At 66.0% G+C, this 12,303-nt stretch carries 7 protein-coding genes; 6 read left to right on the top strand and 1 reads right to left on the bottom strand.

The features are described from left to right. The first annotated feature begins 36 nt into the window (after positions 1 to 36). Genes WKB25_RS10365 through WKB25_RS10340 form a run of 6 tightly spaced genes read left to right on the top strand, consistent with a single transcriptional unit; the run spans position 37 to position 8,745 of the window. Complete coding sequence (locus tag WKB25_RS10365; RefSeq protein WP_340570418.1) at positions 37 to 1,641, top strand: glucoamylase family protein; 1,605 nt, start codon at positions 37 to 39, stop codon at positions 1,639 to 1,641. Between the two features lie 4 nt (positions 1,642 to 1,645). Beyond that, positions 1,646 to 2,986, top strand: a complete 1,341-nt coding sequence (locus tag WKB25_RS10360; RefSeq protein ID WP_340570524.1) for a sugar ABC transporter substrate-binding protein — start codon at positions 1,646 to 1,648, stop codon at positions 2,984 to 2,986. Next, the gene (locus tag WKB25_RS10355; protein ID WP_089236186.1) at positions 2,983 to 3,864 is read left to right on the top strand and encodes a sugar ABC transporter permease; all 882 of its coding nucleotides are present in this window, start codon (positions 2,983 to 2,985) and stop codon (positions 3,862 to 3,864) included. Before WKB25_RS10360 ends, WKB25_RS10355 begins: the two co-directional genes overlap by 4 nt. Continuing rightward, entirely contained in the window at positions 3,861 to 4,697 is an 837-nt protein-coding gene (locus WKB25_RS10350) for a carbohydrate ABC transporter permease (RefSeq protein ID WP_025876515.1), read from the top strand. Before WKB25_RS10355 ends, WKB25_RS10350 begins: the two co-directional genes overlap by 4 nt. Next, positions 4,694 to 7,861, top strand: coding sequence for a discoidin domain-containing protein (locus tag WKB25_RS10345; protein WP_340570415.1), 3,168 nt, complete (start codon positions 4,694 to 4,696; stop codon positions 7,859 to 7,861). Before WKB25_RS10350 ends, WKB25_RS10345 begins: the two co-directional genes overlap by 4 nt. A 2-nt stretch (positions 7,862 to 7,863) precedes the next feature. Then, positions 7,864 to 8,745 (top strand): endonuclease/exonuclease/phosphatase family protein, encoded by an 882-nt coding sequence (locus WKB25_RS10340; RefSeq protein WP_340570413.1) that lies wholly within the window; start codon positions 7,864 to 7,866, stop codon positions 8,743 to 8,745. Between the two features lie 191 nt (positions 8,746 to 8,936). On the opposite strand, the gene WKB25_RS10335 is transcribed toward WKB25_RS10340, so the two are convergent. After that, on the bottom strand, positions 8,937 to 12,176 hold the full coding sequence (locus WKB25_RS10335; RefSeq protein ID WP_340570410.1) for an Rne/Rng family ribonuclease: 3,240 nt from the start codon (positions 12,174 to 12,176) through the stop codon (positions 8,937 to 8,939). Between the last annotated feature and the right edge of the window lie 127 nt (positions 12,177 to 12,303).

Here is a 12,303-nt window from a genome sequence, read left to right as displayed (position 1 = left end):
CTCTTTCATCGATCAGCCCACCGGAGGAACCGCGCCATGCAGGCACGCCACCTGATGACCGCCGCTGCGATGACCCTGGCCATCGCCGCCTGCAAACCGGCCCAGCAGGAGCCTGCCAAGCCGCGCCCGCCGGTGATCCTGATCGAGGCCGACGCACCGCCGCGGCCGATGAAGCCGGAGCTGCCGCCGCTGTTTGATGACATCGAGCGCCGCACCTTCCAGTTCTTCTGGGATACCACCAACGAGATCAACGGCCTGACCCCGGACCGCTATCCGTCGCGGCCGTTCGCCAGCATCGCCTCGGTCGGCTTCGCCCTGACCGCCTATCCGATCGGCATCGAGAACGGCTGGATCAGTCGCAACCAGGCGATCGACCGCACCCTGACTACCCTGAAGTTCTTCCGCGATGTGCCGATGGGCCCGCAGCGTACCGGCAAGGCCGGCTACAAGGGCTTCTACTACCACTTCCTGGACATGCAGGAAGGTCGCCGCTACGACAGCTGGGTGGAACTGTCCTCGGTGGATACCGCGCTGCTGATGATGGGCGTGCTGTTCGCGCAGTCGTACTACGACGGCGACGATCCGCGCGAGAAGGAAATCCGGCAGATTGCCGACACCCTGTACAAGCAGGTCGACTGGCCGTGGCTGCAGCAGCGTGCGCCGCTGATCTCGATGGGCTGGTTCCCCGAGAACGGCTTCATCGACCATGACTGGATGGGCTACAACGAGGCGATGATGGTCTACATCCTCGCCCTGGGCTCGCCCAGCCATCCGGTCAGCCCGGATGCGTGGACGGTGTGGACGCGCACCTACGACAACGACTGGGGCGTCTACCAGGGCCAGGAATACCTGTCCTTCGGCCCGCTGTTCGGCCACCAGTACAGCCATGTCTGGATCGACTTCCGCGATATCCAGGATGCGTACATGCGCGAGCGTGGCAGCACCTACTTCCTCAACAGCCGTTCGGCGGCGCTGGCCCAGCGTGAGTACGCCATCGCCAATCCGATGAACTGGAAGGAATATAGCGAGAACGTGTGGGGCCTGACCGCCAGTGATGGTCCGCAGAACACCACCCAGGAATACCGCGGCGAGCAGCGCCAGTTCCGCCATTACTCTTCGCGCGGCGCAGGCCTGCGCGAAAATTTCGATGACGGCACGATCGCGCCAACCGCGGCGATCTCCTCGGTCGTGTTCGCGCCCGAGGAAGTGATTCCGGCCACGCTGGAGATGCACAAGCGCTACGGCGACTACATCTACTCCAGCTATGGCTTCCTGGATTCGTTCAATCCCAGTTTCAACTACGACATCCCGATCAAGACCGGGCGCGTGGTGCCCGATCGCGGCTGGGTCGCCAGCGACTACATCGCCATCGACCAGGGCCCGATCCTGACCATGATCGCCAACTACCGCAACGACTTCGTCTGGGATGTGATGAAGAAGAACCCGTACATCCGCAAGGGCCTGGAACGGGCGGGCTTCAGTGGTGGCTGGCTGGCACCGGAAGGTTCCTTCCAGCCGCTGGAGCTGCAGAAGGATGAGAAGGCCGCGGCGGCACGTGCGGTCGGTATCGCCGAATCACGTGCGGCCGCCGCGCAGGAACAGAAAAACAATGCCAACCGCAACACCGGCCAGGGGAAGTAACAAGGTGCACGACTGGAAACACCGCCTGCGACGCTGGGCATTGCCTGCACTGGCCGCGCTGGCCATCGCCGGCTGTGCCCGCCAGGAGCAGGGCACCACCACCGTGCGCTTCTGGGCGATGGGCCGCGAGGCCGAAGTGGTCAGCGAGCTGATCCACGAATTCGAAGCGGAGAACCCCGGCATCAAGGTCGATGTGCAGAACATCCCGTGGACGGCCGCGCACGAAAAGCTGCTGACCGCGTTCGCTGCCGATGGCCTGCCCGACGTATGCCAGCTCGGCAACACCTGGGTGCCCGAATTCGCCGAACTCAATGCGCTGACGCCGCTGCAGCCGTTCGTGCAGCGCTCGACCGTGGTCGATCCGAAGGATTATTTCCAGGGCATCTGGGATACCAACGTGATCCACGACGAGCTGGTCGGCGTGCCGTGGTACGTCGATACCCGCCTGATCTACTACCGCAAGGACCTGTTGGCCAAGGCCGGCTTCGACCACCCGCCGCGCACCTGGGCGGAATGGAACGAGCAGATGGCTGCGATCAAGCGCATGCAGGGCCCGAACCGCTATGCGGTGCTGATGCCGATCAACGAGTTCGAGCAGCAGCTGTCGCTGGCCCTGCAGCAGCCCGATCCGCTGCTGCGCGACGATGACACCCGTGGCAATTTCTCCAGCCCCGGCTTCCGTCGCACGCTCGGTTTCTACGCCAACATGTTCGAGCAGGGCTGGGCGCCGAAGATGTCCGAGACGCAGATCTCCAACGTCTGGGATGAATTCTTCCGCGGCTTCAACGTGTTCTACATCTCCGGCCCCTGGAACATCCGCGAGTTCAAGAAGCTGCAGCCGAAGGAACTGGAAGGGCAGTGGGGCACGGCCGCGCTGCCGGGTCCGGAGGGGCCGGGCGCGGGCATCGCCGGGGGCACCAGCCTGGTGATCTTCCGCAAGTCGCAGCAAAAGGAAGCGTCCTGGAAGTTGATCGAGTTCCTGTCGCGGCCGGCAATCCAGGCGCGCTTCCACGCGATCATCGGCGACCTGCCGCCGCGGCGCAGCACGTGGAACGCGCCGTCGCTGGCCAACGATCCGCTTGCCGCCGCCTTCCGCGACCAGCTGGAGCGGGTCAAGCCGACCCCGAAGGTGCTCGAATGGGAGCGCATCGTGCAGGAAATGCGCATCGTCACCGAACAGGTGGTGCGTGGCGGCCTGCCGCAGGACAAGGCCGTGGCCGAACTGGACCAGCGCGTGGACAAGGTGCTGGCCAAGCGTCGCTGGATGCATGAACAACAACGCCTGCAGCGCAGCGCACCCCCCTCGGGTTCGACCAGTGCAGTCGCGGCCGGGAGCCCGCAATGAAACGTTCTTCCCTTGCCGGCTGGATCTTCGCCGGCCCCTCGCTGATCGTGCTTGGTGTGTTCTTCGGCCTGCCGGTGGCTTCGGCGCTGGCGCTGAGCGTGACCGACTTCGACCTGTATGCGCTGGCCGACAGCAGCAACCTGCGCTTCGTGGGTCTTGGCAACTACATCGACCTGCTGCAGACCCCGATGTTCTGGAAGTCGCTGTGGAACACCACCTATTTCGTGGTGATCGGTGTGCCGTTGTCGATCGGTGTATCGCTGGGCGCGGCGATGCTGCTCAATGCCCCGGCCGCGCGCTTCAAGGCGCTGTTCCGCACCGCGCTGTTCGCCCCGGTGGTGACCACGCTGGTGGCGGTGGCGGTGATCTGGCGCTACCTGTTCCACACCAGCTATGGCCTGGTGAACTACGGCCTGGGCCATCTTGGCATCAGCCCGATCGACTGGCTGGGCGATCCCAACTGGGCGATGCCGACCATCATGCTGTTCGCGGTGTGGAAGAACTTCGGCTACAACATGGTGATCTTCCTGGCCGGCCTGCAGGCGATCCCGCATGACCTGTACGAGGCCGCGCGCATCGACGGCGCCTCGCGCTGGAAGCAGTTCCTGCACATCACCCTGCCGATGCTCGGCCCGGTGCTGCTGGTGGTCGGGGTGATCACCGTATCCGGTTACTTCCAGCTGTTCGCCGAACCCTATGTGATGACCCGCGGCGACCCACTGCAGAGCACCGTCAGCGTGCTGTATTTCATGTTCGAGGAAGGCTTCAAGTGGTGGAACCTGGGACGCGCCTCGGCTGTGGCGTTCCTGCTGTTCCTGATCATCCTGGCGGTGACCACCGTGATGCTGCGCTTTGGCCGCAAGAGGCAGTTGGTATGAGTCGTGAAATCGGCCAGTCACGCTGGCACCCGTGGATGATCAACGGCGCGCTGCTGGTGCTGGCCCTGGTCAGCCTGGCACCGTTGCTGTGGATGCTCTCGGTCTCGTTCATGCCGCAGGGTGAGGCCACCCACTTCCCGCCGCCGCTGCTGCCGTCCAGCATCACCACGCACAATTACACCGAGCTGTTCGCGCGCACCGGCATGGGCGGCAACTTCGCCAACAGCCTGCTGGTGTCGCTGGCGATCACCCTCGGTTCGCTGCTGCTCAACACGATGGCCGGCTACGCTTTCGCCAAGCTGCAGTTCGCCGGCCGTGAGCGCCTGTTCCAGGTGCTGATGGCGGCGCTGGTGATCCCGGCACAGGTGGCGATGCTGCCGCTGTTCCTGTTGATGAAGCAGCTGGGCCTGGTCAACAGTTTCGGCGGCGTGATCGTGCCGGCGCTGGCCAGCGTGTTCGGCATCTTCCTGGTGCGCCAGTACGCCCGCTCGATTCCCGATGAGCTGCTGGAAGCGGCGCGCATCGACGGGGCAGGGGAGCTGCGGATCTTCTTCCAGATCGTGCTGCCGATGCTGAAGCCGGTGCTGGTGACGCTGGCGATCTTCACCTTCATGGGCGCCTGGAACGATTTCATGTGGCCGCTGATCGTGTTGACCGACCAGGAGCACTACACTTTGCCGGTGGCGCTGGCCACCCTCTCGCGCGAACACATCATGGACGTGGAAATGATGATGGCTGGCGCAGTGGTCACCGTGGTTCCGGTGCTGGCGCTGTTCCTGGTGCTGCAGCGGTACTACATCCAAGGACTGTTGCTGGGGAGTGTGAAGGGATGATGCGTGCGATCGCCGTTGGACTGGGCCTGTTGTGGTCTTCCCTGGCGATCGCCGCACCACCGGCGCTCCCCGCGCCGAAGGTGCTGGATGATTTCGACGACATCAGCGCCTGGAAGCTGGTGTTGTCCGACCAGGTCAGCGGCTCGCTGCGGCCGGTCAGTGGTGCCGGCGGTGGCCGCGCGCTGTGCCTGGACTACGACTTCCACGAGGTCTCCGGTTACGTCGGCATCCGTCGCCCGCTGAACATCGAGTACCCGGCCAACTACCGCTTCGGCTTCCAGCTGCGCGGTGATTCGCCGGCCAATGACCTGCAGTTCAAGCTGATCGACGCCAGCGGCGACAACGTGTGGTGGGTCAATCGCCCCGGTTATGCCTTCCCCAAGGCGTGGACGCCGGTGGAGTACCGCCGCCGGCAGATCGACAAGGCCTGGGGGCCATCGCCAGAGAAGGACATGGCGCGCAGTGCGTCGATGGAATTCACGATTTACAGCAAGGTCGGCGGCCGCGGTACCGTGTGCTTCGACAAGCTGACCCTGCAGGGCCTGCCCGCGCAGGATGATTCGGCGCTGCGGCCCTCGGTGATCGCCGATACCGCAACCGCGCTGCAGGACCGGATGATCGACGGCAAGTCCGACACCTTCTGGATCAGTGGCGGGGTCAAGCAGCAGACCATCGGCCTGGACCTGCACAAGAGCCGCGAGATCGGCGGTGCGGTGATCGACTGGCTGCCCGGCCTGGAAGCGAACCGCTACACCGTACGTACCTCCGAGGATGGCCGTGACTGGCGTACCGTGCGCGAAGTGACCGCCGGTGCCGGAGGCCGCGACTGGCTGGCACTGCCCGACACCGATGCGCGGTACGTCCGTTTCGACCTGCAGGGCGGGCCGAACTGGCGCTACGGCATTCGCGACATCACCCTGAAGCCGCTGGCGTTCGCTGCCACTCCCAATGCCTTCCTGTCCTCGGTGGCGGCCGACCTGCCGCGTGGCGCGTTGCCGCGTGCTTATGTCGGCGAGCAGCCGTACTGGACCCTGCTTGGCCTGGACGGTGGCCAGGAACAGGCGCTGATCAGTGAGGACGGCGCGCTGGAGCCGGCCAAGGGCAGCTTCAGCATCGAGCCGTTCATCCGCCTCGACGGCAAGCTGCTGGATTGGGCCGACGTTGCCATCACCCAGTCGCTGCAGGATCGCTACCTGCCGATCGCCACGGTCGACTGGGTGCACGAGAAGGCCGGCCTGTCGGTGACCAGCTTCGTGCAGGGCACGCCCGAACGCGCCCAGCTGATCGGGCGCTACCGCTTGAGCAACCCGGACAAGGTCGCGCACGAATACACCCTGGCACTGGCGATCCGCCCGTGGCAGGTCAATCCGCCCACCCAGTTCCTCAACACGGTGGGCGGCTTCAGCCGCATCGACAGCCTGGACGTGGGCGAACAGCTGGTGCGCATCAATGGCGAACCGCGGATGTATCCCCTGCAGGTGCCGGATGCGCGCTTTGCCAGCAGCTTCGACGGCAAGCTGGATGCGATGCACCTGGCCAGCGGCAAGCTGCCCGGCACCACCGCCGTGAAGGATCCGACCGGCATGGCGTCCGGCGCGCTGCTGTACACGATCAAGCTCGAACCCGGGCAGAGCCGCGAGGTGGCGATCGTGCTGCCACAGACCGGCAGCTGGGCCCCGCAGGCACTGGACGTAGCCAAGGCGCAGCAGCAGGTCGCGGCAATGTGGCGCGACAAGCTGGGCGTGGTGACCCTGCAGGTGCCGGCTGCCGGCCAACCGCTGGTGGAAACCCTGCGCACGGCGGTGGCACACATGCTGATCTCACGGGTCGGCCCGCGTCTGCAGCCAGGTACGCGCTCATACGCGCGCAGCTGGATCCGAGATGGCGCGATGATCTCCGAAGGCCTGCTGCGGATGGGCCGCAGCGATGCGGTGCGCGACTACGTGACCTGGTATGCGCCCTATCAGTTTGAAAACGGCAAGGTGCCGTGCTGCGTCGATGCGCGTGGCAGCGATCCGGTGCCGGAGAACGACAGCCACGGTGAGCTGATCTACAACATCGCCGAATACGGCCGTTACACTGGTGACACTGCCTTCCTGGAGCAGATGTGGCCGCACGTGCTGGGCGCCTACAGCTACATGGAACAACTGCGCGGCAGCGAGCGCACCGAGGAGAACCGTGCGCGCAATCCTGCCTTCTACGGGATGATGCCGGCCTCGATCAGCCACGAGGGTTATTCGGCCAAGCCGATGCATTCGTACTGGGACAACTTCTGGGCGCTGCGGGGTTACAAGGACGCCGCGCAGCTGGCGGCGCAGCTGGGCAAGGTCGAGGCGATGCAGATCAGCGAATCGCGCGATCAGTTCCGTGACGACCTGCAGGCCTCGCTGCTGGCGGCCATGCAGCAGCATCGCATCGACTACCTGCCGGGTTCGGCCGAGCTGGGTGACTTCGACGCGACCTCCACCACGATCGCGTTGGCACCAGGCGGCGAGCAGGGGCGGTTGCCGCAGGAGGCGCTGGACGCAACCTTCCAGCGCTACTGGAACGAATTCGTCGCGCGCCGCGATGGCAAGCGCGAATGGAAGGATTACACGCCGTACGAATGGCGCAACGTCGCCGCGTTCGTGCGCCTGGGCTGGCGCGATCGCGCCTGGCAGGCCACCGAGTTCTTCTTCAAGGATCGCGCGCCGCAGGCCTGGAACCAGTGGGCCGAGGTGGTCTCGCGTACGCCGCGCAAGCCGTTCTTCGTGGGTGACCTGCCGCATGCATGGGTGGCATCGGACTTCGTCCGCTCGGCGCTGGACATGTTCGCCTACAACCGCGATGCGGACGAGGCGCTGGTGCTTGCTGCGGGTATCCCGGTGTCCTGGCTGCAGGGCGAGGGCATCGCCGTGCAGGGCCTGCGCACGCCGCAGGGGCAGCTCAACTATCGCCTGCAGCGCAGTGACAAGCAGCTGGTGCTGGAGGTGCAGCCCGGCCTGGTGCCACCTGCCGGCGGCGTGGTGCTGCCATGGCCGTATGCAGGCGAACCCGGCCAGGCGACGGTCAATGGCGAGACGGTGGAATGGATCAACAACGAGCTGCATGTGCACCAGTTGCCGGCACGGGTCGAGATCGACGTGCCCAGTGCAGTGCGCCGCGCCGAACGCAAAGGGCAGTAACCATGCGTCAACCGATCGGGATCGGCCGCAGTCTCTGCGTGCTGGGGCTGGCGATCGTGCTGGCCCTGCCGGGGCTGGCCTCAGCCGCTGCGCCGGTCGCCGCGGCGAACGCGGCGGCCGTCAGCGAGCCCGGCATGAGCATGGTGACGTTCAACCTGCACCATGACCGCGAGGACTGGCCCAGCCGCCGTCGCACGATCGTGGCTGAGCTAAAGCGCCTGCAGCCCGATGCCATCGCGCTGCAGGAAGTGATCCAGAAGCGCAACGTGCGAAACCAGGCGCAGTGGTTGGCCAGCCAGCTCGGCTACCGCTACGTATTCGTGTCCACCGATCCGGTGGGAGCGCCCAAGCGGTATGGCAATGCGCTGTTGACCCGGCGCCCGATCCTGGCCCGTGGCGAGCACCTGCTGCTGCCGCTGGACGACTACCGCACCGTGGCCCATCTGCGCATCGACGTGGACGGCAAGCCGGTCAATGTCTATGCCACCCATCTCAACGAGCGCAGTGACGACACCGGCCAGCGCATCCGCCGCAGCCAGGTCGAAGATCTGCTGCGTTTCATTGACGGCAGCGCTGCGGGTGCGCCGGTGGTGATTGCCGGCGACTTCAATGCACTGGTCGATGCCGGCGATCTGAGCGAGCTGCGCAGCCACTACGGCGACAGCTACGGCAGCGTGCACGTCAACACCGACCTGGCCGGTGTCAGTACGCTCAACCGACACTACTACCAGGCACCGTCGCGCATCGACCACATCTTCTTCCAGCAGGACGAGATGGTCGCGCGCGAAGCGAAGATCCTGTTCGACCAGCCGGATGACGGCGGTCGTTGGGCGTCGGATCACTACGGGGTGTGGACCCGGCTGCAGTTCGCGCCGGCAAACTGACGCACGCCGCGGTAGAGGCCAACCTTGGTTGGCACAGGCGCTGCCGCGTGCATCAAACCTACGGCGCCAACCAAGGTTGGCTTCTACCAGAGCGTGCCCTCTTGATAGCAGGGGACGGTGGGCGCCAGACGCACAAAAAACGGCGGGGATCATCGATCCCCGCCGTTTCGTTGTTGCCGATCAACAATCGATCAGGCGGCAGGCGGCGTGCGCTTGCCGGCGTCCTCGTCTTCTTCCGAAGCCTGCGCGTCGGCGGCCTGTGCGGCAGCGTCGGCATGGCCATCGGCGATCGGGTCGACCGCCGCCGGAACGACCGGATCGGCGACCGGTGCAGCGGTTTCCACCGGTGCGGCTTCGACAGCCACCGGGGTTGCCGGCTGCTCGACGACCGGGGCGACTTCAACCTCGGCCTTTGGTTCGACCACCGGAGCAGCTTCCACCACCGGCGCAACGTCAGCCACCACCGGCTTCGGCTCGGCTACCGGTGCGGCTTCGACTACCGCGGTCGGTTCAGCGACCGGGGCTGCTTCGACCACGGTAGCGGTCTCGACCACCGGCGGCTTCGCCTCGATCACCGGAGCCGCTTCAGGTGCGGGCTGCACGGGCGTCGCCGCGTCGATGGCATCCAGCATGCTGGTCTGCACCGGCGATGGGGTCGGTTCGACCTTGGCGACGGCTTCCACCGGAGCCGGGGTCTGCACCGTGGCTGCCACCGGAGCGGCTGCTTCGACCACGGCGCTGCTGACGGCAGCGACCGGAGCAACTGCGGCGGCTACCGCAACCGGTGCACGTGCCGGCTTGCCGGCATCAGCGGCGGCCGGCTCGACTTCGTCATCGAAATCGAATTCCGGCTGCGAACGCGACGGCTGCACGGCGGCAACCGGGGCGTTCACCGAAGCCTGGGCGCTGTGCTCGACGGAATCGTTGTCGTCGCCCTCGGCATCATCGCCATCGTCCAGGTCATCGCCCAGCACGTCGCCGCCTGCGGCGTTCTCGGCGCCACCGCGACGACGACGACGACCACCGCGACGGCCGCGACGACGGCGGGTTGCGCCTTCGCCGGTCTGATCGCCCGCTGCATCAGTCGTTGCGTCTTCGACAGCCCCGGTCGCAACCACGACCTCGGCATCGGTCGACGCGACGGTATCCACGGCCGCGACAGTGCCGACCACGTTTTCAGTGGCAACAGCGGGTGCCAGTGCCTTCTCTTCCTGCGCTGCAACCGTGGTCACAACTGCAGTCGTGGCAGCCACGGCTGCAGCTGCGGTCACCACATCAGCCGGGGCTTCGGCAGCGGCACGCTGCGGCTTCTCGGCCGGCTTGTCAGCGTCCTGCGGACGCGGCTGCTTCGGCTGCTTCAGCTTCGGCTGCTGCTGGCCCTGGCCCTGTTCGTTGCGCGGCTTGTTCTGCTGCTGCGGCTGGGCATCCTTCTGCTTGCCCTGCTGCTGCGGCTGCTGTTGGCCATTGCCATTGCCATTGGCCGGGTTGCCGCCGTTGCCGCCCTGGCGGCCATCCTTGCGCTGCTCACCGCGGTCCTTGCGGTTGCCGCCGTCCTTCTGCAGCTGCGCATTGCCATTGCCGCCGTTGCCACGGCTGTCATCGCGACGGTCCTTGCGGTCCTTGTTGCGATCCTTGTTGCGGTCACGACGGCCGCCATCCTGCTGCGGCTGGCGCGCGGCCGGAGCCGGGGCCGGTGCAGGAGCGGGCTCGCCGCCAAAGATGCGCTTCAGCCAGCCGACGACGCCACCGCTGGCGGCGGCAGCCGGAGCCACTGCGGCCACCGGTGCCGGGGCCGGGGCGGCGACCGGTTCCACTTCCTCGCGCACCGGGGCGGGCGAGTTGTGCTTGACCTGGGTCACCATCGGCGGCGGGATGTTCAGCTGGCCCTTGGTCAGCGCATGTACCGGCAGCTTGCGTGGGGTACCGCGCTGGTAGCTTGGCTTGCCGCTTTCCTCGCCCAGTTCGTTGTCGCGCAGACGGGTGACGGTGTAATGCGGGGTGTGCAGCTGCTCGTCGGCAACGATCACGATCGGCGCCTCGTGGCGCTTCTCGATTTCGCCCAGCGCGCCTCGCTTCTCGTTCAGCAGGTAATTGGCGATCTCCACCGGGGCCTGTACCAGCACCTGCCCGGTGTTCTCCTTCATCGCATGCTCTTCAGCGACGCGGATGATCGACAGCGACAGCGACTCGACGCTGCGCATGCGGCCATGGCCGTCGCAACGCGGGCAGACGATCTGGCTGGACTCGCCCAGGCTCGGGCGCAGGCGCTGGCGGCTCATTTCCAGCAGGCCGAAGCGCGAGATGCGGCCGACCTGCACGCGTGCACGGTCGTACTTCAGCGCGTTCGCCAGGCGGTTCTCGACCTCGCGCTGGTGCTTGTTGGAGGCCATGTCGATGAAGTCGATCACCACCAGGCCGCCGAGATCGCGCAGGCGCAGCTGGCGGGCCACTTCCTCGGCCGCTTCCAGGTTGGTCTGGAACGCGGTGTCCTCGATGTCGCTGCCCTTGGTGGCGCGCGAGGAGTTGACGTCGACGGCCGTCAGCGCTTCGGTCTGGTCGACCACGATCGAGCCACCCGACGGCAGGCGCACGTTGCGCTCGTAGGCGCCTTCGATCTGCGATTCGATCTGGAAGCGGTTGAACAGCGGGATGTCGTCCTTGTAATGCTTGAGCTTGCGCAGGGTCTGCGGCATCACCTGCTGCATGAACTCCTTGGCGTGCTCGTACATCTCCTCGGTGTCCACCAGGATCTCGCCGATGTCGGCGCGCAGGTAGTCACGCAGGGCGCGCACGATCAGGCGCGATTCCTGGTAGATCAGGAACGGGGCCGGCTTGCTCAGTGCGGCTTCGGCGATGGCGCGCCATACGTTCAGCAGGTAATCCAGATCCCACTGCAGCTCTTCCGCATCGCGGCCGACGCCGGCGGTACGGATGATGACGCCCATTTCGTCGGGGATGTTCAGCTTGTCCAGGGCGTCCTTCAGGGCGGCCCGGTCTTCACCCTCGATGCGACGGGAAACACCGCCGGCGCTGGGCGAATTCGGCATCAGCACCATGTAGCGGCCGGCCAGGGAGATGAACGTGGTCAGGGCAGCGCCCTTGTTGCCACGTTCTTCCTTGTCCACCTGGACGACGATTTCCTGGCCTTCCCTCAGCAGCTCGCGGATGCCGGCCTTGTTGTGGTCGACACCGGCCTGGAAGTAATCGCGGGAGATTTCCTTCAGCGGCAGGAAGCCGTGGCGGCCGCCACCGTATTCAACGAAGGCCGCTTCCAGCGAGGGCTCGATGCGGAAGATCCGGCCCTTGTAGATGTTGGACTTCTTCTGTTCCTTGGACGGCTGCTCGATGTCGATGTCATACAACGACTGGCCATCCACGATGGCAACACGCAGCTCTTCAGCCTGCGTGGCGTTGATCAGCATTCGCTTCATTGTTGCGTTCCTCGCAAGCGGCTACCGCGCGGAACGCCATGGAGTTTCGCCTCTGGACACGGCTCGCCGCCCATTCGCGCAAGCGCGGGGAGGGCGGCTTGGGTTTCCAGCGCTACGACACCACGGC

Source organism: Stenotrophomonas sp. G106K1 (genome assembly GCF_037969685.1).
GTDB classification, from domain to species: domain Bacteria; phylum Pseudomonadota; class Gammaproteobacteria; order Xanthomonadales; family Xanthomonadaceae; genus Stenotrophomonas; species Stenotrophomonas lactitubi.
Note: the sequence above shows the minus strand (reverse complement) of the source record. Positions and strands in the feature narration are given on the sequence as shown.